The sequence below is a fragment of the Phenylobacterium sp. genome, from assembly GCF_036821595.1.
Taxonomy (GTDB): Bacteria; Pseudomonadota; Alphaproteobacteria; order Caulobacterales; family Caulobacteraceae; genus Phenylobacterium.
On the sequence record NZ_DAISJG010000004.1, the window covers coordinates 12,339 to 31,332 of the forward strand.

Genomic DNA, 18,994 nt, shown 5'->3' on the forward strand with positions numbered 1-18,994 from the left:
AGTGGGGAGCGGCGCGACCATGGAAGACTCCGCCTGTGGATTCAAGGCGGAAAGACGGTTTACGGCCCCATATGGCCAAGCTTGGGCGCGACGGTGGCGCGCGCCGCACGGTCCATCAAATGAAAACGGCGGCCCGGTCTCCCGGGCCGCCGCTCATGTTCAACCCGGAGGCTGGACCTATTCCTTCTGGGCCTTCTCGCGGAGAGCCGCGCCCAGGATGTCGCCCAGCGAGGCGCCGGAGTCGGAGGAGCCGAACTTCTCGATGGCTTCCTTCTCCTCGACCATCTCGAGCGCCTTGATCGACAGCGAGACGCGGCGGGCGGCCTTGTCCACGTTGGTGATCTGGGCGTCGACGCGGTCGCCCACGGCGAAGCGCTCGGGGCGCTGGTCGGCGCGGTCGCGCGACAGGTCCGACTTGCGGATGAAGGCCGACATCGGCGCGTCGTCCTCGCCGAACCGGACCTCGATGCCGCCCGAGGTGACCTCGGTGACGGTCGCGGTGACGGTCTGGCCCTTGCGGAAGCTGTCGCCCTGCATCGGGTCGCCGGCCAGCTGCTTGATGCCGAGGGAGATGCGTTCCTTCTCCACGTCGACGTCGAGCACGCGGGCCTTCACCACGTCGCCCTTGTTGTACTTGGCGATGGCTTCCTCGCCGGAGACCGCCCAGTCCAGGTCGGACAGGTGCACCATGCCGTCGATGTCGTTGTCGAGGCCGATGAACAGGCCGAACTCGGTGGCGTTCTTGACCTCGCCTTCCACGGTCGAGCCGACCGGGTGCGCCTCGAGGAAGGCGTCCCAGGGGTTGGCCATGGCCTGCTTGAGGCCGAGCGACACGCGGCGCTTGGACGGATCGACGTCCAGGACGACCACTTCCACTTCCTGCGAGGTGGAGACGATCTTGCCCGGGTGGACGTTCTTCTTGGTCCAGGACATCTCGGAGACGTGCACCAGGCCTTCCACGCCCGGCTCCAGCTCCACGAAGGCGCCGTAGTCGGTGATGTTGGTGATGCGGCCGGTGAACTTGGCGCCCACCGGGTACTTGGCTTCCACGCCGTCCCACGGGTCGGACTGCAGCTGCTTCATGCCGAGCGAGATGCGCTGGGTCTCGGGGTTGATCTTGACGATCTGCACCTTGACCGTGTCGCCCACCGCCAGGACCTGGCTCGGGTGGTTGACGCGCTTCCAGCTCATGTCGGTGACGTGCAGCAGGCCGTCGATGCCGCCCAGGTCCACGAACGCGCCGTAGTCGGTGATGTTCTTGACCACGCCTTCGCGGACTTCGCCTTCCTGCAGCTGGCTGACCAGCTCGGTGCGCTGTTCGGCGCGGGCTTCTTCCAGGATGGCGCGGCGCGAGACGACGATGTTGCCGCGCGGACGGTCCATCTTGAGGATGGCGAACGGCTGCTCGCGGCCCATGAGCGGGCCGACGTCGCGCACCGGGCGGATGTCGACCTGGCTGCCCGGCAGGAAGGCCGAGGCGCCGCCGAGGTCGACGGTGAAGCCGCCCTTCACGCGGCCGACGATGGCGCCCATCACCGGCTCGTTGCGCTCGTAGACGGCCTCCAGGCGGGTCCAGGCTTCCTCGCGGCGGGCCTTGTCGCGGCTGATGACCGCTTCGCCCATGGCGTTCTCGACGCGCTCGAGGAACACCTCGACGGTGTCGCCGACCTTCAGGGCGGCCTTCTCCTCGCCGGGGTTGGCGAACTCCTTCAGGAGCACCCGGCCTTCGGTCTTCAGACCGACGTCGATGATCGCGAAGTCCTTCTCGATCGCCACGACCTTGCCGTGGACAACCTGGCCTTCCATGAAGTCACGCCCGCCGAGGGACTCGTCGAGCAGCGCGGAGAAGTCGTCCCGCGTCGGGTTCAGGCTCATATCGTCAGCCATAAATGTCTTTCATCTCGAATGACGCGAGGGCCCCACAGCGGACGCTGTCGGACGGAGTCCCCGTGTCGGGTTAAGGGTTGGACCGAAGGCGCGGGCATACCCGTGCAGTGAGATTTGCCCGCAGCGACCGAGGGAAAGGCGCGGTTGGATTTGCTCGGCTAGGAAGTGGATTCCCAGCGGGCGCGCGCCGCCTCGACGATGCGGCGGGCCGCATCGGCGGCCTGCTCTATAGTCATTTCGGACGTGTCCAGCAAGACGGCGTCGGGCGCGGGCCGCATGGGCGAGTCGGCCCGGCCGCCGTCGCGTTCGTCCCGCCGGGCGATGTCGGCGAGGATCTCGGCGTAGGTGACGTCCTCGCCCTGGGCGGTGAGCTGCTTCCAGCGGCGCTCGGCGCGGACCTCCGGCGTGGCGGTCACGTAGAGCTTGGCCGGGGCCTCCGGGCAGATGACCGTGCCCTGGTCGCGGCCGTCGAGCACGGCGCCGCCGGGGCGCCGGGCGAAGGCGAGCTGCAGGTCGCGGAGCGCCAGGCGCACGGCGGGGTGCACGGCCACCCGGCTCGCCGCCTCCCCGGCCCCGCGGGTGCGGAACTCCGGATCGGTGAGGTCCTCGGCGGTCAGGCGTTTCGCGACGGCGGCGGCCGCCGGGGCGTCGTCCAGGTCGTGGCCGGCGCGGGCGGCGAGCACGCCCACGGCCCGGTAGAGCAGGCCGGAATCCAGCATCGGCAGGCCGTAGACGGCCGCGAGCCCCGAGGCGACCGTGCCCTTGCCGGATGCGGCGGGGCCGTCGACGGTGATGACGAAGGGCGGCTTCACGCGGCCTGCGGGGCGTCTTCGCCGATCTTCGCGCCCAGGCCGGTCATCAGCTCGACGAAGCCGGGGAAGCTGGTGGCGATCATGCCGGGCTCGTCGACCGCGACCGGCCGCTCCGAGGCCAGGCCCATGACCAGGTGGGACATGGCGATGCGATGGTCGCCGTGGGTCGTGACCCGCGCGCCGCCGGCCACGGGATGGTTGCCCCGGCCGGTTCCGATGACCGTCAGGGCCTCGGGCTCCTCCTCGACGCCGACGCCGCAGGCGGCGAGGCCGGCGGCCATCAGGGCGATCCGGTCGCTCTCCTTCACCCGCATCTCGCCGATGCCCAGCATCCGGGTCGGCCCGTCGGCGAAGGCGGCGGCGACCGCGAGGATGGGATATTCGTCGATCATCGAGGGCGCCCGCTCGGGCGGCACCTCGACGCCCGTGAGCTGCGAGTGGCGGGCGGTGACGTCGGCCACCGTCTCGCCGCCCTCGTCGCGGACGTTGGTCACGGCCAGGTCGGCGCCCATGTCGCCCAGGGTCTCCAGCAGCCCGATCCGCAGGGCGTTCAGCAGCATGCCCTGGACGGTGACCTCCGAGCCGGGGGTCACCAGGGCGGCGACCAGCGGGAAGGCGGCCGAGGACGGGTCGCCCGGCACGCGGATCGAGGTCCCGCGCAGGCGCTGGCCCGGCGGCAGGACGATGCGGCGGCCGGCGCCCTCCTCGCTCACCAGCACCTCGGCGCCGAAGCCGCGCAGCATGCGCTCGGTATGGTCGCGGGTGGCCTCCGGCTCGATGACCTCGGCGCCGCCGTCGGCGTTGAGGCCGGCCAGCAGGACCGCGGACTTCACCTGGGCCGAGGGTTCGGGCAAGCGGTAGGCGATGCGCCTGAGGTTGCCGCCCTTCAGCGTCAGCGGCAGGCGGCCGCCGGAGCGGCAAATCCAGGCCGCGCCCATCTCGCCCAGCGGCTTCAGCACCCGGTTCATCGGCCGGCCGCGCAGGGAGGCGTCGCCGGTGAAGGTGACGGCCAGGTCGAAGCCCGCGGCAGCGCCCATGATCAGGCGCACGCCGGTGCCGGCGTTGCCGCAGTCGACCACGTCGGCCGGCTCGGCGAAGCCGCCGCGCCCCTCGACCCGCCAGCGGCCTTCCCCCAGGCGCTCGACGCGGGCCCCGAAGGCGGCCATGGCCGCGGCCGTGCGCCTGACGTCGTCGCCTTCCAGCAGGCCCTCGATCTCGGTGACCCCCTCGGCGAGCGCCCCCAGGATCAGCGCCCGGTGGGAGATCGACTTGTCCCCCGGCGCCCGCACCACGCCCTTCAGGGGACCGCTCCGCCTGGCGCTCAAACCCGCCGCCGCCATGCCTGAAATCCGCGCCTCCGCACACCTGGGTTCCCGAGAGGGGGATTGCTTTGACAGCCGCCTTCCCCCGTGGCAAGGGAGCCCGCTTCTCAAGAACCCCCCGTCTAAAGAGGGTCGCCTCCTTTGGCCAATCCCGAGCTCGGCACCAAGCAGATCTGCCCGACCTGCCAAGCGAAATTCTACGATCTCAACAAGCGCCCCGCCCACTGTCCGAAGTGCGGCAGCGACTTCGATCCTGACGAGGCGGTGCGCAACCGCCGCGTCCGCGCGCGCGCCATCGTGCCGGAGACCGAGGCCGACGAAGAGGCCGAGGACCAGGTCGTCGCCAAGACCGACGACGCCGAGGACGAGGAAGAGGACGTCGTCACGCCGGAACTGGACGAGGTGGTCGACGAGCCGCCGCTGGCCGGTGACGATGACGAGGACGCCGCCGAGCCGGGCGTCAGCCCGGTCTCCGACGACCTCGGCGAATTCTCCGACGACGAGGAAGTCGAGGACGACGCCGACGTGCCGTTCCTCGAGGAAGAGGACGACGATTTCGACGATTCCGAGATCGAAGGCCTGCCCGACGAGGGCGACGTCGACGACCGGTAGGCGGGACCGGTGAAGCCTGCGGCGAAAAAGGTCGAAAGACCCGCTTGATCGCCGCCAAGGCTTTGACTAGGTTCCGCGCCTCGCCGGGGGGCGCACCCTCCGGCGACCCGAGACCTCGGGGCTATAGCTCAGTTGGTAGAGCGCTTGAATGGCATTCAAGAGGTCAGCGGTTCGACTCCGCTTAGCTCCACCATGAGGGCCCGCCGGTAACCCGGCGGGCCTTCGCCTTTTCCGGGGTGGGTCTCAGGCCGGCGCGAGGGCCTTCAGCGCGTGCAGGCGCCTGCGCAGCTTCGGCGGCAGCCAGGAGAGCGCATGGCGGGGACGGCGCATCAGCACCGCGTCCTGGGTGGCGTTGAGGTCGTGCGAGCCCACGTGCAGCACCTCGAAGTAGCGGCCCCAGACGCGGCGGACGTAGTCGTCGGTATGGTAGGCCAGCCGGTAGACGTCGGGCAGGCCCTCGGTGAGGTCGGCCTCGCCCCAGAAGACGAAGCCGTCGCGGGCATAGGCCTGCTTCACGGGCTCGGGCACATAGTCGTAGTCGAGGGCGTCGAGCTTGGTGGTCAGCAGGGTCCCGCCGGGCTTCAGCACGCGGCGCAGCTCGAACAGCCAGGCGTTCTGCAGGTCCTCCGGCAGGTGGGTGAAGACCGAGACGCCGTAGACCAGGTCGAAGCTCTCGTCGTCGAAGGGCAGCGGCGGCTCGAGCCCGTTGACGCGGAAATCGGCGACGCCGCTGAGCGCGCCCCGGGCCCAGGCGATGGCCTCGGCGTCGATGTCGCAGCCGGACAGCTCCGCGGCCGGGTGCAGGTCGTGGATGCAGTCGATCACCCGGCCCGGGCCGCAGCCGAAGTCGAGGATGCGCCGGTGCTCGGCCAGCGGGCGGCCGCCGCGGGCCAGGAGGCCGGCGATCTGCTCCGCCGTCGCCCGGCCGGTGCGGTGGAACTCGCCGGCCGCCGCGCCGGTGACGCGGATCTGCAGGGGCTCCGGCGGGATGGCGCGGGCGCGGAGCGGGCGGCCGTAGACCTTGCGCAGCCAGGCCTCGGAGACGGCGTACTCGAACGTCCGGGCGCGGCCGTCGCTGGTCACCGCCACCTCCAGCAGGAAGGGCTCGGCCGGCGGGGGCGCGGCGCGCAGCAGGTCCACGAGGTGCACGCGCTGGAAGAAGTTCAGCGCCTCCACGCCCGGGTGATAGAGGTCGAAATCGACCGGCCGGCCGCCGATCCGGACCGGGACCTCCACGCGGTTGACGGTCATGCGGATGTCGGGCGCCTCGGGGTCCGCCACCTCGGCCCAGCCCAGGAAGACGAAGTCCGCCGTCCCGTCCGGGATTCGGTACGGGGGATCGAGGCTGATCAGCACCTTGTCGGCCCTGGCGTCCATCGCCGGATCCCGCGCCCGAACCGGCCGGCCTAGCGCACCGTGAACGTCACCGGCACGGATTCCTGATAGCCGCCGCCGTCGGTGGAGACGACCCGCAGGACCAGGGTGTGATCGCCGGCGGGGAGGGCCGGCAGGGTGACGGCGTAGCCGACGTTCACCAGGGCCGGGTTCTTGTTGTAGGTGGCCACGTCCTCCCGCGGCGACCCGTAGGCCGCGCCATAGGCCACGCCGTCCACGACGACGTCGACCGCGCGGGCCGGCTGCTTGCTGGTGGAATCGAAGGCGAAACCGGAGACGGCGATCGGCGCGCCGGCCGCCACGATGGCGGGCTGGCGGTTCAGCGGATCGTGCGCGCCGCCGATGTCGTCCACGTAGAAACCGGCCATGCCCTCGCGCTTGGCCAGGCCCGCGCTGGCGACGGCCGGCGCGGCGGGCGCCGCGGGCGCGGCGGCGGCGGCGGCCGGCGCGGCGGCCGCGGCGGGCGGCGGGTTGCGCGGCTTCGGCTCGTCGCAGGCGGCCAGCGCCAGGGCGGCGAGGGCGGCGACGGAGGCGGAGGTAACGGACTTCATGAACAACTCCGGGTGGGACGGCAGCGTCGGGCGGAACCGGCGGGCGGCCGGCCGCGAAGGGCTCCAATGAAACCGCCCTGCGTTGCGGAGGCAACCGCCAGACCCCATATGGGGAAGGTCCGGCCGAGCCGCGCCGCTACCGGGCGGCCCGGCCGGAGAGTCGCTTCTATCGAGGACTCTTCGAGAATGAACCGGTCGATCCTATTCGACAGCCCGTTCCTGCTGGGCTTCGAGCACACCCGCAGCCTCATCGAGCGCGCCGCCAAGGCCGCCGCGGAGAGCTATCCGCCCTACAATGTGGAGGACCGCGGCGACGGGGGCCTGCGCATCACCCTGGCGGTGGCGGGGTTCTCGCCCGACCAGCTGAGCGTCAGCGTCGAGGACCGGCAGCTCACCGTCACCGGCAAACGGGACGGGGGCGCAAGGCCCGAGGAGGCCTACCTGCACCGCGGCATCGCCGCCCGGGGCTTCGCGAGGAGCTTCGTGCTGGCCGACGGCATGGTGGTGGAAGGGGCGAGCCTGGAGCACGGCCTGCTCCATATCGACCTGGCCCGGCCCGAGCCGGAAGTGCGGATCCAGCAGATCCCGATCCGCACCGCCGGATGAGGACCGGGGCGGTCACAATCGAGGCGTGCGAGCCGTTCGGCGCCTGTTACGTCGGAGGTCGGCTGAACCGGCTTCCCTCCGACGCGTTGAGTTTTCGGAGGTGGTCATGATGACACCGGTATTGACAACTGAAGCGTTCGCCGCTCTCGGCGCTCCGAGCCTGGTCTATGTGCGGCCTGTGAAGGCGGCCGAGATCCTCGCGAGCGTCCCCAGCGCGAGCATCCAGGGGTTCGAGCTCGACCCCGAGCAGACCCTCTATGCGGTGCACCGCGCCGACGGCGAGCGGCTGGCCGTGCTGACCGACCGCGAGTCGGCGATGGCCGCGGCCCTGGCCCACGAGCTGGCGCCGGTCTCCGTGCACTAGCCCTCACGCCGAAGTTGTCCCTCCCCTGGTCCAGGGGAGGGTGGAGCCGGCGGAAGCCGGCTTTTTTCATGGCCGAAGCCTGGGTCCTAGGCCGCCGACGAGCGCGGGTGGGCCCCGCCGTCCTGCACCAGCAGGGCGTGGATGGCGTCGGCCGTCCGGGCCTGGCGAAGCTGCTCGCGCAGGTCCGACTGGCGCAGCAGGCGCGAGACCCGGGCGAGCGCGCGCAGGTGCTCGGCGCCGGCCTCCTTCGGCGCGAACAGGGCGAAGATCAGGTCGACGGGCTTGTCGTCCACCGCGTCGAACTCCACCGGCTGCTCCAGGCGCACGAAGACGCCGCGCATGCGCGACAGGCCCTCCAGCCGGGCGTGCGGAGCCGCGACCCCATGGCCCACGCCGGTGGAGCCGGCCTGCTCGCGCTCGGCGAGGGCGTCGAGGATCACGCCGGCCTCGAGGCCGAGGTTGCGGGCGGCGATCTCGGCCACCACCGCCAGGGCCTGGCGCTTGTTGGCCGCGCTCACGCGCAGGGAGATCGCGCTGCGATCGAGGAATTCGCCGATATGCATCTGTCTTCTAAAGCGCCCGCAACTGCACGGCCGGTCCCTAGCGAAACCGTATGACGAAACGGCGAAGCGCGGTCAGGCCTCGCCGGTTCCGTCGCCATTCCCGTTCTTGGTCCGCTCGGGGTCGATCCAGCCGATGTTCCCGTCGGGGCGGCGATATACCACCGACAATCCGCCGTGGGCAGCGTTCCGGAACACGATTGTTTGAGATTCGGTCAGGTCGAGCTCCATGACCGCCCCCGAAACGGTCATCGTCCGCACGGGCTTCTCGGTCTCGGCGATGACCATGGGCTCGGGGAAGGCTCCGGTCGCGCCATCGTCGAGGTCCTCGTCCTCCTCCACGTCCTCGACGTCGGTCGCCTGGATGACGAAGTAGGCGGCCGTCTCGGCCTGCCGCGCCTGGGCGGCCGCGGAGTGGTCCTTGAGTCGCCGCTTATAGCGCCGGATGCGCTTGTCCATCTTCTCGAGGGCGGCGTCGAAGGCCAGGTGGGCGTCGCCGCCGACACCGTGGGTGGTGAGCTGCTGACCCGAGGCGAGGGTGACGGCGCAGTCGACCTTGAAGGACTGGCCCTCGCGGCTGACCACCACGTCGGCTCCGCCGCCGCGGTCGAAATACTTCCCTATGCTGGTGGAGAGTTCGTCGGAGACCCGCGTGCGCAGAGCCTCGCCGACATCGACGTGTTTGCCGGTGACTTGGACTTGCATGCCCCATCAACGCGCGCGGCGCCCGATGGTGTCAAGCGTGCGAAAATAGTCCGAGCAGCTGCTGGAATCCGTGGGTCAGGAGGCTGCCGGCGAGCACCAGGACCCCGAAGCTGGCGGCGGTCAGCGCATAGCCGAACAGGGCCAGCAGGCCGTCCCGCTGGATCAGCGCCAGCGACAGCACGCTGACGGCCGCGGCGGGCAGCATGTTGCCGAGCGGGATCGGCAGGATGAGGATCGCGGCCAGCAGGGTGCAGGTGACGCCCAACACCCGCTCGCCCACGCCGCCGAACAGGAAGGCGAAGCGGGGCCGCGACACCGCCTCCACCCGCCGGACCCAGGGCAGGATGCGCGGCAGGCCCTTGCGCAGGTCGGCGGTGGCCACCGAGCCCCGCCGGACCTTGGCCGGCAGCCATGGATGGCGCGCGCCGATCACCAGCTGGGGGGCGAGCAGGAGCAGCGGGGCGCCGAAGATGGTGGTGCCGCCAGGCGGCAGGGGCAGCGAACAGGCCAGCCCGAAGATCAGCAGCAGCCCGCCCAGGGCCCGGCCGCCGAACCGCTCCACCATCTGGGCGACGGAGATCTGCGGCTCCTCGTGTTCGGCGAGGGCCTTCAGGATGTCCGACAGGGACTGGTGGGTCTCGGAGCGGTCATGCATCGACAGCTCCATCTGGGGTCTTGAGAACGGCCCGCCAAGGCGTTTTTTGGCAACACCGGCCCGCAATCGGGCCGGCGGCTAGACGGCGTCCTTCAAGAGCCTGCGCCGCTCGACCGACGAGGGGATGCGCATGGCCTCGCGGTACTTGGCGACGGTGCGCCGGGCGATGTCCACGCCGGCCTGCTTGAGGATCTCCACGATGCGGTCGTCGGAGTGCACGTCGGCCTCGCTGGCCTCCGCGTCGATGAGCTGGCGGATGCGGTGGCGGACGCTCTCGGCGGAGTGGGCCTCGCCGCCTTCGGTGGCCTGGATCGCCGAGGTGAAGAAGAACTTCATCTCGAACACGCCGCGCGGGGTGGCGATGTACTTGTTGGAGGTGACGCGGCTGACCGTCGATTCGTGCATGCCGATGGCGTCGGCGACGGTCTTCAGGTTCAGCGGCCGCAGGTGCTCCACGCCGTAGGCGAGGAAGGCGTCCTGCTGGCGCACGATCTCGGACGACACCTTCAGGATGGTGCGGGCCCGCTGGTCGAGGCTCTTCACCAGCCAGTTGGCCTGGGCCAGGCAGTCGGAAACGAAGGTCTTCTCCTGGTCGGAGCGAGCCGCCCCGGCCACGCGGGCGTGGTAGCGCTGGTCGACCAGCAGCCGGGGCAGGGTGTCGGAGTTGAGCTCCACGTGCCAGAGGCCGCCCAGGCTCTCGCGCACGAACACGTCGGGGGCCACGGGCTGCACCGGCTCCGCGCCGAAGGCCGCGCCGGGCCGGGGCGTCAGCGCCTTCAGCTCGGCGACCATCTCCTTCAGGTCCTCGTCGTCGACGCCGCAGGCCTTCTTCAGCGCCGCCATGTCGCGCCGGGCGAGCAGCGGCAGGTTGTCGAGCAGGGCGTCCATGGCCGGGTCGAACCGGTTGCGGTCCTTGAGCTGCAGCATCAGGCATTCGCGCACGTCGCGGGCGGCGACGCCGGTGGGCTCGAAGCCCTGAATCACGCCCAGAACCTGCTCCACGAGGGCCTCGTCGCAGCCCAGGCGCTCGGCCACCTCCCAGAGGTCGGCGCGCAGGTAGCCGCCCTCGTCCACGGCGTCGATCAGGACGCTGGCCACCGCCTGCTCGGCGGGCGTGAGGCCGGCCACCGCCAGCTGGTCGTAGAGGTGCTCGGCGAGCGTCTTCTCGCGGGTGAGCGCGCTCTCCATGGCGTCGGGATCGCCGTCGAAGCCGGTGGAGCCGCCGTTGCCGGCGCGGGACCAGTCGATCGCCCCGCCCGCATCCGCCGCGGGAGCGTCCGGGGCGTCGCCGGTGGCGCGCTCGCCGGGGGAGGCCTCGTCGTGGCTGACGTCCATCTCGGCGCGGGCGCCGGCGTCGTCGATCCGGTCGGCGGAGACGTCCTGGGCCGCCTCGACCGGGGCCTCGGGCTCGGCCTCGCCCTCGCGGTCCTCCCGCTGCAGCAGCGGGTTGCGCTCCAGTTCGCCCTCGACGAACGCCTCCAGCTCCATGTTGGACAGCTGCAGCAGCTTGATCGCCTGCTGCAGCTGGGGCGTGATGACCAGCCCCTGTCCCTGCCGGATCTCGAGTCGCGCGCCGAGCGCCAAGGAAGCCCCCTCTGGCCTGTTTCTTGCTGGAGGCTAGGGGCGCTTTCCCAACCGATTGGTTAACCGGCCGGGAAATTCATCACCCGGTCAGGCCGCGAGCGGGGCCTGCGCCTGCGCGGCCCACGGAAATTCCGGGTAGAACAGCGCCATCAGCCGGTCGGCGTAGGCCACAAGGTTGCCGAATCCGAGCGCCCGGTCCCGCAGTTCGCAGGGGAAGAAGGGCGTGTAGAGCGCCGCCAGCATGCCCAGGGCGGTGGCGTCGGTCCCGCAGGGCCGGTCGCCGAACAGGAAGGGCTGGTCGCCCAGGATCTCCGACAGTGCGGCGACAGACCGCAGGCCGAGCTCGACGATCTCGGCGTCGGAATGGCGCGCCACGCCCTGGGCGCGCATGGCCGCGCGGACCTCGGCCAGCACCTCGGCGCGGAGGGCGTCCTGCATCCCGGCGGGCGCGCCGTCGAAGAAGTGGGCCGGGCCCTTCTCGAAGTTCTCGGGCGTGAGCCAGCGGAAGTAGCCGATCACCCAGCCGAGCTGATTCTCCAGCATCCGCTCCACCGCCCAGGCCTCGGCCCGCTGTCGGGGTCCGAGCCCCTCGTCGAAATCGACCCCGTAGGCGCGCTCCAGGTGCAGGCGGATGAAGGTCGAATCGGCCACCCGCGCGTCGCCGTCGTCGATGAACGGGATCTGGCCCTTGGGCGATTCGTCCGGAGCGGCGTCGCGCGGCTCGTAGGCGAGCCCCGCCATCTTCAGCTGCACCTCGGTCTTGGTGACATAGGGGCTGACCTGCGGCAGGCCGAAGGCCGCCTGGGCGCCGTAGAGGATGATCATGGCGAGCTCTCCGTCCGTGCGAGTTGACACGCAGGCAGACTAGGCGCCCCCTGCTGCCATCATTCTGTCAGCAGCTTGGCGGGAGAGGCGATGCGGCGGGCGGACCGGCTGTTCCAGATCATCCAGGTGCTGCGGCGCAACCGCGGGCCGGTGACGGCCGACGCCATCGCCGCGGAGCTGGAGACCTCCAAGCGCACCGTCTACCGGGACATCGCCGACCTGGTCGGCCAGCAGGTGCCGATCCGCGGCGAGGCGGGGGTCGGCTATGTGCTCGAGGGCGGGTACGACCTGCCGCCGCTGATGCTGACGCCGGACGAGATCGAGGCGGCGGTGCTGGGCGCGCAGTGGGTGGCCCGCCGGGGGGACCCGGAGCTGGCCCGCGCGGCCATGGACCTGATCGCCAAGATCGGGGTGGCGGTGCCCGAGCGGCTGCGCCCGCTGGTGCTGGAGCCGGCGACGCGGGCGGCGCCCAACTGGAACGCCCTGCCCGACCGGATCGACATGGGCCAGGCGCGGCGCGCCATCCACGCCGGCCGCAAGATCCGGCTGGCCTATCGCGACGAGCAGGACCGCGAGACGCAGCGCATCATCTGGCCCTTCGCCGTGGGCTACCACGAGACCGTGCGGCTGCTGGTGGCGTGGTGCGAACTGCGCAGCGACTTCCGCAGCTTCCGCACCGACCGGGTCTCGGAGGCCGAGTTCCTGGAGGACCGCTATCCGGAGCGGCCGGCGGCGCTGCGCGCGCGCTGGCGGAAGTACTGCGCGGAGGAAGGCCTGCGGATGCGGGCCATGCGGGAGGCTAGTTGAAGCGGTCGCCCAGGTAGACCCGGCGCACTTCCGGATCGTCGACGATCTCGTCCGGACTGCCCTCGAAGAGCACCTCGCCGGCGTGGATGATCGAGGCGCGGTCGATGATGTCGAGCGTCTCGCGCACGTTGTGGTCGGTGATCAGGATGCCGATGCCGCGCTTCTTCAGGTAGCTGATCACCTCGCGGATGTCGGCGATGGCCAGCGGGTCGATGCCGGCGAACGGCTCGTCCAGCAGCATGAAGGACGGCTCGGAGGCCAGCGCCCGGGCGATCTCCACCCGGCGGCGCTCCCCGCCCGAGAGCGAGATGGCCGGGGCGTTGCGCAGGTGCTCGATGTGCAGCTCCTCGAGGAGCTCGGTGACCATGGCGCGGGCCTTCTTGCGGTCGCGCTCGCGCAGCTCGACCACGGCCATGACGTTCTCGCCCACGGTCATGCCACGGAAGATCGAGGTTTCCTGCGGCAGGTAGCCCAGGCCCATGCGGGCGCGCTGGTACATCGGCTGGGCGGTGATGTTCTCGCCGTCCAGGTAGATGGCGCCGTAGTCGGCCGGGATCAGGCCGGTGATCATGTAGAAGCAGGTGGTCTTGCCCGCCCCGTTGGGGCCGAGCAGGCCCGCCACCTCGCCGCGGGCCAGCCGCAGCGAGACGCCCTTCACCACCGGCCGCCCGCGATAGGACTTGCCGATGTTGTCGACGACCAGCCCCTCGCCCGCGAGGTCCGGGAGGGTCGTTGCGACCTGGTTCTGCTTGAGCGCCACGGCTAGGGACGCGCCGGAGCGGACTGCTGGCTGGGGTAGAACACCCCGCGCACGCGGCCCGTCTGATTGCGGCCGGTGGCGGCGCCCTGCATCGTCCCCTGCCCGGTCCGGGTGTTGATCACCATGCGCGTGCCGCGCAGCACGTTCTGGCCCTGAACGGCGACCACGTCGCCGGTCATGGTGAGGGTCTCGCCAGTGGCCTCGTAAACGGCGTTGTCGGCCCGCACCCGCTGCTGCGGCGTGGCGTAGTAGACCTGCCCCTGGGCCTCCATGCGCACGAGGTCGCCGCAGTCGCCCGCGCCGGCGGTGGTGGCGCCCCGGGTCTGGAAGCGGGCCGTGAGGACATTGGCGCGCAGGCGCGCGTCGGCCTGCAGGGCCTCGGCGGAGCCGCGCCAGATGGAGACGCACTCGGTGTTGATCACCTCCAGCTCGTCGGCGGTGATGTCCACCGGGGCGCTGGTGTCCTGGGCGAGCTGGGCCACGGCCGGGACGGCCGCGAGGGCCAGGGCCGCCGCCGTGATCGTCGAAAGGAGCTTCATCCGCATCGCCTGCTACTTCGTCTGGAGCCGCGTCCGCACGCCGCCCTTGAACACCATCCGCTCGCCTCTGCCGTAGACGGCATAGGACTTCGCGCTGATTTCTCCAAGGGACCCGGACCCCTGAATAGGACCTGAACCCACCAGTTCCCCGGTCTTGGTGTCGAACATGGAACTGGCGGTCTCGAACGCCTGCCGCGCGCCGGAAAGGCGCACGCCGCCGGAGAGCTGCAGCTTGCGGTTCCCCTCGTGGTAGACGCCGGCGCCGCCGGAGATCCGCAGGGGGTCCGGCCCCTCCTCGTCCATCACCAGCGCCGGCTTGTCCAGGATCACCCGCTGGTAGTCGGCCTGGTCGCGGGTGGCCGAGGCGGCGGTGAGCACGAAGGCGCGGCCCTTGTCGTCGCGGCCGACGAAGCGGGGGTTCACCAGGCGGATCGGGGCGTCGGGGTCGCCGGCCTCGGTCGGCTTGGCGCGCAGCGCGTTCCACGCCACGGACCCGGCCATGACCGCGAGGATCAGCACGATGGCCGCCGGCAGGCCGAGCCTGAGCAGGCGCAGGACCCGCGAACGGCGGCGCCAGCGCACGATCTCGGGACGCCGGCTGGGCGTCGCCATGGTGGAGGGGTCGGCCGCCGCCATGCCCGCTCCCCCTTACGAATGCGCGAAGATGTCGACGTCTTCCCAGCCGGCGACGTCGAGAAGGGCGCGATGGGGCAGGAACTCGAAGCAGGCCCTGGCCAGGCCGTCGCGGCCCTCGCGGACCAGCATCTGGTCCAGGCGCTGGCGCAGGGCGTGCAGGTGCATGACGTCGGAGGCGGCGTAGGCCACCTGCTCCTCCGAGAGGTCGGCCGCGCCCCAGTCGGAGCTCTGCTGGACCTTGGAGAGGTCGACGTTCAGCAGTTCCTTGGTCACGTCCTTGAGGCCGTGGCGGTCGGTGTAGGTCCGCGCGAGCTTCGAGGCGATCTTGGTGCAGTACACGGGAGCGGTCACCACCCCCAGATGAAGCCAGAACATGGCGATATCGAAGCGGCCGAAGTGGAAGAGCTTCAGCACGCCGGGATCGGTCAGCAGGCGCTTGAGGTTGGGGGCGTCGTAGGTCGCGCGGTCAAGCTGCACGACGTGGGCGTCGCCCCCGCCGTCGGAGAGCTGCACCACGCACAGCGGGTCGCGGCCGAGCCGCAGGCCCATGGTCTCCGAATCGATGGCGACGGCCGAAGCGCCAGCAAGGGCGTCTGCGGGCAGGTCGCCCCTGTGCGTATAGGTCGTCACTGAAAAGCGCTCGCTCCGGCGATCCATCCCGGCTCTCCACTATAGAGAGAGGGATGGTGCCCAGGAAAGGACTCGAACCTTCACGGCCGTTAAGCCACTGGCACCTGAAGCCAGCGCGTCTACCAATTCCGCCACCTGGGCCCGACCCACCGGATCGCGCGAGGGCGGTTCCTTAGGGCGCCGGCCGGGCCGGGTCAACGGCGCCGCAGCAGGTTTGCGAAACCCGCCTCACCGTCGCATTGCGGCGGAGGGCCGCATCGTCTATCCGCAGGCGCAGTTTCGAGCTCTCCGGAAGAACGCGCGCGGCCATGCAGAACCTAGTCACCGTCTTCGGCGGATCGGGCTTCATCGGGACCCAGGCCGTGCGGCAGCTGGCCAAGGCCGGCTGGCGGATCCGGGTGGCGGTGCGCAACCCGAGCCTCGGCTACGCCATGCGCCTGCACGGCGACGTGGGCCAGATCGACGTGGTCCAGGCCAACATCCGCAACCCGGACTCCATCCGCCGCGCGCTGGACGGCGCCACCGCCTCGCTGAACCTGGTGGGCGTGCTCTACGAGACCGGACGGCAGGGCTTCCAGGCCGTCCATGTGATGGGCGCCCGCAACGTCGCCGAGGCGGCCCGGGCCGAGGGCGTGACGCGCGTGGTGCAGATGTCGGCGCTCGGCGCCGACGAGGCCTCGGAGTCGAAGTACGCCCGCACCAAGGCCGAGGGCGAGCGCGCGGTGCGCGAGATCTATCCGGACGCGGTGGTGGCCCGGCCCTCGATCGTGTTCGGCCAGGACGACGACTTCTTCAACCGCTTCGCCGCCATGGCCGGCTTCAGCCCGGCGCTGCCGCTGTTCGGCGGCGGGACCAACAGCTTCCAGCCGGTGTTCGTGGGCGACGTGGGCAAGGCGCTGGCCAGGATGGTCACGCTGGAGGAATGCGCGGCCCAGACCTACGAGCTGGGCGGGCCGGCGGTGTTCACCTTCCGCGAGCTGATGGCGATGATCCTGGCCGAGACCGGCCGCCGGCGCATCCTGCTGCCGCTGCCGGGCTTCGCGGCGGGCCTGCTGGGCTCGGCGTTCGACCTGGTGAAGGGGATCGTGCCGCCGCCGATCACCGCCGACCAGGCGAAGCTGCTGAAGACCGACAATGTGGTGAGCGGCGCCTATCCGGGCCTCGAGGAACTGGGGATCACCCCCACCACCCTCGAAGCCGTGCTGCCGACCTACCTCTACCGCTACCGCCGGGGCGGCCAGTACGCCGACCAGGACGAGCGGGCGTTCGCGGCGGTCCGCTAGCCGAAGGCCGCCAGCCCGGCCAGGCCCGCGAGCCCGACCGCGATCCGCCAGTAGGCGAAGGGGGCGAACCCGTGCCGCCCCACGAAGTCCACGACCTTGCGCACGGTGATGATCGCCGCCACCAGGGCGCAGACGAAGCCGAGCGCGATGATCCCGGCGTCGTCCGGGCTCAGCAGCCTGTAGTTCTTCGCGAAGTCGACGGTGAAGGCGCCGGCCATGGTCGGCATGGCGAGGAAGAACGAGAACTCCGCCGCCGCCTTCTTCTCGCAGCGCATGATGAGCGCGCCGGCGACGGTGGCCCCTGAGCGGGAGACCCCGGGGACGAGGGCGAGGCACTGGAAGAAGCCGATCGCCAGGGCGGTCTTCAGCGGGAAGGCGCCGGCGTCGGTGTGGACGGGCGCGCGCGGGATGCGGTCCACGGCGAGCAGGGCGAAGCCCCCGAGGATCAGGCTCACGCAGATTACCGCCGGCGTCTCGAAGAGCACCTCCTTGATGTAGTCGTGCAGCAGGAAGCCGAGGAAGCCCGCGGGCAGGAAGGCCAGCACGATCGAGAGCACGAACCGCCGGGCGCCGGGGTCGCGGTGCAGGTTGGTCGCCACGTTCCAGAGCCGGGCGAAGTAGACGGTGATCACCGCCAGGATCGCGCCGAGCTGGATCATCACCTCGAAGGTCTTGCCGGTGGAATCGAACCCCAGGAAGTGGCCCAGCAGCAGGATGTGGCCCGTGGACGAGACCGGGATGAACTCCGTCAGCCCCTCGACGACGCCCAGGATGATGGCTTTGACCCACTCGGGCACGGCGGACTCCACGGAAAACGGCAGGTGGCCGAAAGGGGCGGCACTATGGTGAACATCGGGTTCATCTCAAAATTGGACTATCTGGGTGCGAGATGGTCTCAGGAGACGACCGGCGCGCGAGCTGACGCGGGAACATGGTCCAATTTCTGGATGACCGGGTTTTCCACGGCCGCGCCGTCGCCTATGTGGGCCGTTCTGGAAGGAGCGATCGCCCATGGCCGAGCGCATGCTGAAGTTCACGACCACGCCCCGGGCGACCCCGCCGAAGCGGGACGCGGCCGCACGCACGGGCGACTTCCACGAGATCTATGCGGAGTTCATCGACGCCAAGGCGGCCGAGCAGGCCTCGCGCTGCTCGCAGTGCGGGGTGCCGTTCTGCCAGACCCACTGCCCGCTGCATAACAACATCCCCGACTGGCTGCGGATGACCGCCGAGGGCCGGCTGCAGGAGGCCTATGCGCTCTCCCAGGCGACCAATTCCATGCCGGAGATCTGCGGCCGGATCTGCCCGCAGGACCGGCTGTGCGAGGGCAACTGCGTCATCGAGCAGTCGGGGCACGGCACCGTCACCATCGGGGCGGTGGAGAAGTACCTGACCGACAAGGCCTGGGAGCAGGGCTGGGTGCAGCCGCTGGTCGCCGGCCCGGACCGCGGCCAGTCGGTGGGCGTGATCGGCGCGGGCCCCGCGGGCCTGGCGGCGGCGGAGCGCCTGCGCGAACAGGGCTACGCCGTCACCGTCTACGACCGCCACGACCGGCCGGGCGGCCTCCTGATCTACGGCATCCCCGGCTTCAAGCTGGAGAAGGACGTGGTCGCCCGCCGCACGCAGCGGCTGGCCGACGGCGGAATCGAATTCCGCCTGGGCTTCGAGGTCGGCCGCGACGCCACCCTGGCCGAGCTGCGCGAACGCCACGACGCGGTTCTGGTGGCGACCGGGGTCTACAAGGCCCGCGACCTGGCGACCCCCGGCGCGGGGTCGCAAGGCGTGGTCGCCGCCCTGGACTACCTGATCGCCGAGAACCGCCGCGACCTGGGCGACGAGGTCCCGGAGCTGGCCGACGGGCGGCTGGACGCGGCGGGCCGGAACGTCGTGGTGGTGGGCGGCGGCGACACCGCCATGGACTGCGTGCGCACGGCCATCCGCCAGGGCGCGGCCTCGGTGACCTGCCTCTACCGCCGCGACCGGGCCAACATGCCGGGCTCGGTGCGGGAGGTGATGAACGCCGAGGAGGAGGGCGTGATCTTCGAATGGCTGGCCGCGCCGCGCGCGGTCACCGGCGAGGCGATGCAGGCCGCCGGGGTGCGCGCCGCGCGCATGCGGCTGGGCCCGCCCGACGCCTCCGGCCGCCAGAGCCCGGAGGAGGTCGAGGGCGCGGACTTCGACCTGAGGGCCGACCTGGTGATCAAGGCGCTGGGCTTCGACCCCGAGAACCTGCCCGCCGCCTTCGACGCGCCGGAGCTGGCCACCACCCGCTGGGGCACGCTGAAGGCCGACTTCCGGACCATGGCGACCTCGATCCCCGGCGTGTTCGCCGCCGGGGACATCGTGCGCGGCGCGAGCCTGGTCGTCTGGGCCATCCGCGACGGCCGCGACGCCGCCGACGCCATCCACCGCCACCTGGCCGCCCAGCGGAGCGCCGGGGCGCTCCTGGCCGCGGAGTGAC

Annotated in this window: 21 protein-coding genes and 2 tRNA genes; 7 read left to right on the forward strand and 16 right to left on the reverse strand. The window is 71.1% G+C overall.

All coding sequences use genetic code 11. The annotated features are described in order from the left end of the window. Positions 1 to 177: 177 nt before the first annotated feature. The 3 genes from rpsA to aroA all read right to left on the reverse strand — a co-directional run bounded on the left by rpsA (position 178) and on the right by aroA (position 4,039). Complete coding sequence (gene rpsA, locus V7Z97_RS03455; protein ID WP_334161447.1) at positions 178 to 1,887, reverse strand: 30S ribosomal protein S1; 1,710 nt, start codon at positions 1,885 to 1,887, stop codon at positions 178 to 180. 158 nt (positions 1,888 to 2,045) lie between these two features. Beyond that, on the reverse strand, positions 2,046 to 2,699 hold the full coding sequence (gene cmk, locus V7Z97_RS03460; RefSeq protein WP_334161449.1) for a (d)CMP kinase: 654 nt from the start codon (positions 2,697 to 2,699) through the stop codon (positions 2,046 to 2,048). Beyond that, positions 2,696 to 4,039, reverse strand: a complete 1,344-nt coding sequence (gene aroA, locus V7Z97_RS03465; RefSeq protein ID WP_334161451.1) for a 3-phosphoshikimate 1-carboxyvinyltransferase — start codon at positions 4,037 to 4,039, stop codon at positions 2,696 to 2,698. Before aroA ends, cmk begins: the two co-directional genes overlap by 4 nt. 123 nt (positions 4,040 to 4,162) lie before the next feature. Here aroA and V7Z97_RS03470 point away from each other — a divergent pair, with 123 nt between their 5' ends. Then, positions 4,163 to 4,633: a TIGR02300 family protein gene (locus V7Z97_RS03470; RefSeq protein WP_334161452.1), complete on the forward strand. Its 471-nt coding sequence runs from the start codon at positions 4,163 to 4,165 to the stop codon at positions 4,631 to 4,633. Between the two features lie 117 nt (positions 4,634 to 4,750). Further along, positions 4,751 to 4,826: transfer RNA gene (locus V7Z97_RS03475), tRNA-Ala, on the forward strand. A gap of 50 nt (positions 4,827 to 4,876) precedes the next feature. Here V7Z97_RS03475 and V7Z97_RS03480 read toward each other — a convergent pair. After that, the gene (locus V7Z97_RS03480) at positions 4,877 to 6,010 is read right to left on the reverse strand and encodes a class I SAM-dependent methyltransferase (protein WP_334161453.1); all 1,134 of its coding nucleotides are present in this window, start codon (positions 6,008 to 6,010) and stop codon (positions 4,877 to 4,879) included. Positions 6,011 to 6,039: 29 nt separating this feature from the next. After that, positions 6,040 to 6,579, reverse strand: coding sequence for a hypothetical protein (locus V7Z97_RS03485; RefSeq protein ID WP_334161454.1), 540 nt, complete (start codon positions 6,577 to 6,579; stop codon positions 6,040 to 6,042). A 186-nt stretch (positions 6,580 to 6,765) separates the two neighbouring features. Between V7Z97_RS03485 and V7Z97_RS03490 the strand changes: the two genes are divergently transcribed. Next, positions 6,766 to 7,185, forward strand: coding sequence for an Hsp20 family protein (locus V7Z97_RS03490; RefSeq protein ID WP_334161456.1), 420 nt, complete (start codon positions 6,766 to 6,768; stop codon positions 7,183 to 7,185). Between the two features lie 109 nt (positions 7,186 to 7,294). Then, positions 7,295 to 7,549 carry a DUF1150 domain-containing protein gene (locus tag V7Z97_RS03495; RefSeq protein ID WP_325459645.1) on the forward strand — a complete coding sequence of 85 codons (255 nt, stop codon included), beginning with the start codon at positions 7,295 to 7,297 and terminating at the stop codon, positions 7,547 to 7,549. An 86-nt stretch (positions 7,550 to 7,635) separates the two neighbouring features. Here the strand turns inward: V7Z97_RS03495 and ptsN are convergent, their stop codons facing one another. The 5 genes from ptsN to V7Z97_RS03520 all read right to left on the reverse strand — a co-directional run bounded on the left by ptsN (position 7,636) and on the right by V7Z97_RS03520 (position 11,878). Next, a complete protein-coding gene (ptsN, locus tag V7Z97_RS03500) occupies positions 7,636 to 8,112 on the reverse strand; it encodes a PTS IIA-like nitrogen regulatory protein PtsN (RefSeq protein WP_334161458.1) in 477 nt (158 codons plus the stop codon). Between the two features lie 72 nt (positions 8,113 to 8,184). After that, positions 8,185 to 8,814: a ribosome hibernation-promoting factor, HPF/YfiA family gene (gene hpf, locus V7Z97_RS03505; protein ID WP_334161460.1), complete on the reverse strand. Its 630-nt coding sequence runs from the start codon at positions 8,812 to 8,814 to the stop codon at positions 8,185 to 8,187. 31 nt (positions 8,815 to 8,845) lie between these two features. Next, complete coding sequence (locus V7Z97_RS03510; RefSeq protein WP_334161461.1) at positions 8,846 to 9,469, reverse strand: exopolysaccharide biosynthesis protein; 624 nt, start codon at positions 9,467 to 9,469, stop codon at positions 8,846 to 8,848. A 78-nt stretch (positions 9,470 to 9,547) separates the two neighbouring features. Then, the gene (rpoN, locus tag V7Z97_RS03515) at positions 9,548 to 11,053 is read right to left on the reverse strand and encodes an RNA polymerase factor sigma-54 (RefSeq protein WP_334161463.1); all 1,506 of its coding nucleotides are present in this window, start codon (positions 11,051 to 11,053) and stop codon (positions 9,548 to 9,550) included. An 87-nt stretch (positions 11,054 to 11,140) separates the two neighbouring features. Next, a complete protein-coding gene (locus V7Z97_RS03520; protein WP_334161465.1) occupies positions 11,141 to 11,878 on the reverse strand; it encodes a glutathione S-transferase family protein in 738 nt (245 codons plus the stop codon). A 90-nt stretch (positions 11,879 to 11,968) separates the two neighbouring features. On the opposite strand from V7Z97_RS03520, the gene V7Z97_RS03525 reads away from it, so the two are divergent. Next, positions 11,969 to 12,685: a helix-turn-helix transcriptional regulator gene (locus tag V7Z97_RS03525; protein ID WP_334161466.1), complete on the forward strand. Its 717-nt coding sequence runs from the start codon at positions 11,969 to 11,971 to the stop codon at positions 12,683 to 12,685. On the opposite strand, the gene lptB is transcribed toward V7Z97_RS03525, so the two are convergent. From lptB to V7Z97_RS03550, 5 genes are all read right to left on the reverse strand, one after another. After that, entirely contained in the window at positions 12,678 to 13,445 is a 768-nt protein-coding gene (lptB, locus tag V7Z97_RS03530; RefSeq protein ID WP_334161467.1) for an LPS export ABC transporter ATP-binding protein, read from the reverse strand. The two genes, V7Z97_RS03525 and lptB, sit on opposite strands and share 8 nt — an antisense overlap. 2 nt (positions 13,446 to 13,447) lie before the next feature. Beyond that, a complete protein-coding gene (locus V7Z97_RS03535; RefSeq protein WP_334161469.1) occupies positions 13,448 to 13,984 on the reverse strand; it encodes an LptA/OstA family protein in 537 nt (178 codons plus the stop codon). A gap of 12 nt (positions 13,985 to 13,996) precedes the next feature. Continuing rightward, positions 13,997 to 14,620 carry an LPS export ABC transporter periplasmic protein LptC gene (gene lptC / locus V7Z97_RS03540; protein ID WP_334161470.1) on the reverse strand — a complete coding sequence of 208 codons (624 nt, stop codon included), beginning with the start codon at positions 14,618 to 14,620 and terminating at the stop codon, positions 13,997 to 13,999. A 12-nt stretch (positions 14,621 to 14,632) separates the two neighbouring features. Next, the gene (locus tag V7Z97_RS03545) at positions 14,633 to 15,277 is read right to left on the reverse strand and encodes a ribonuclease D (RefSeq protein WP_442958004.1); all 645 of its coding nucleotides are present in this window, start codon (positions 15,275 to 15,277) and stop codon (positions 14,633 to 14,635) included. 27 nt (positions 15,278 to 15,304) lie between these two features. Continuing rightward, a tRNA-Leu gene (locus V7Z97_RS03550) sits at positions 15,305 to 15,391 on the reverse strand. 167 nt (positions 15,392 to 15,558) lie between these two features. Here V7Z97_RS03550 and V7Z97_RS03555 point away from each other — a divergent pair. Beyond that, positions 15,559 to 16,533, forward strand: coding sequence for a complex I NDUFA9 subunit family protein (locus tag V7Z97_RS03555; protein ID WP_334161472.1), 975 nt, complete (start codon positions 15,559 to 15,561; stop codon positions 16,531 to 16,533). Here V7Z97_RS03555 and V7Z97_RS03560 read toward each other — a convergent pair. Continuing rightward, a complete protein-coding gene (locus V7Z97_RS03560; protein ID WP_334161473.1) occupies positions 16,530 to 17,330 on the reverse strand; it encodes an undecaprenyl-diphosphate phosphatase in 801 nt (266 codons plus the stop codon). The genes V7Z97_RS03555 and V7Z97_RS03560 overlap by 4 nt on opposite strands. Before the next feature lie 214 nt (positions 17,331 to 17,544). Between V7Z97_RS03560 and V7Z97_RS03565 the strand changes: the two genes are divergently transcribed. Then, positions 17,545 to 18,993 (forward strand): NAD(P)-dependent oxidoreductase, encoded by a 1,449-nt coding sequence (locus V7Z97_RS03565; protein WP_334161474.1) that lies wholly within the window; start codon positions 17,545 to 17,547, stop codon positions 18,991 to 18,993. The last annotated feature ends 1 nt before the right edge of the window (position 18,994 follow it).

Coding starts and splice junctions, on each gene's coding strand:
- rpsA (WP_334161447.1), bottom strand. CDS start 1,887: ATGGCTGACGATATGAGCCTGAACCCGACGCGGGACGACTTCTCCGCG.
- aroA (WP_334161451.1), bottom strand. CDS start 4,039: ATGGCGGCGGCGGGTTTGAGCGCCAGGCGGAGCGGTCCCCTGAAGGGC.
- V7Z97_RS03480 (WP_334161453.1), bottom strand. CDS start 6,010: ATGGACGCCAGGGCCGACAAGGTGCTGATCAGCCTCGATCCCCCGTAC.
- V7Z97_RS03485 (WP_334161454.1), bottom strand. CDS start 6,579: ATGAAGTCCGTTACCTCCGCCTCCGTCGCCGCCCTCGCCGCCCTGGCG.
- V7Z97_RS03490 (WP_334161456.1), top strand. CDS start 6,766: ATGAACCGGTCGATCCTATTCGACAGCCCGTTCCTGCTGGGCTTCGAG.
- V7Z97_RS03495 (WP_325459645.1), top strand. CDS start 7,295: ATGACACCGGTATTGACAACTGAAGCGTTCGCCGCTCTCGGCGCTCCG.
- ptsN (WP_334161458.1), bottom strand. CDS start 8,112: ATGCATATCGGCGAATTCCTCGATCGCAGCGCGATCTCCCTGCGCGTG.
- hpf (WP_334161460.1), bottom strand. CDS start 8,814: ATGCAAGTCCAAGTCACCGGCAAACACGTCGATGTCGGCGAGGCTCTG.
- V7Z97_RS03510 (WP_334161461.1), bottom strand. CDS start 9,469: ATGCATGACCGCTCCGAGACCCACCAGTCCCTGTCGGACATCCTGAAG.
- V7Z97_RS03520 (WP_334161465.1), bottom strand. CDS start 11,878: ATGATCATCCTCTACGGCGCCCAGGCGGCCTTCGGCCTGCCGCAGGTC.
- V7Z97_RS03525 (WP_334161466.1), top strand. CDS start 11,969: ATGCGGCGGGCGGACCGGCTGTTCCAGATCATCCAGGTGCTGCGGCGC.
- V7Z97_RS03535 (WP_334161469.1), bottom strand. CDS start 13,984: ATGAAGCTCCTTTCGACGATCACGGCGGCGGCCCTGGCCCTCGCGGCC.
- lptC (WP_334161470.1), bottom strand. CDS start 14,620: ATGGCGGCGGCCGACCCCTCCACCATGGCGACGCCCAGCCGGCGTCCC.
- V7Z97_RS03545 (WP_442958004.1), bottom strand. CDS start 15,277: ATGGATCGCCGGAGCGAGCGCTTTTCAGTGACGACCTATACGCACAGG.
- V7Z97_RS03555 (WP_334161472.1), top strand. CDS start 15,559: ATGCAGAACCTAGTCACCGTCTTCGGCGGATCGGGCTTCATCGGGACC.
- V7Z97_RS03565 (WP_334161474.1), top strand. CDS start 17,545: ATGGCCGAGCGCATGCTGAAGTTCACGACCACGCCCCGGGCGACCCCG.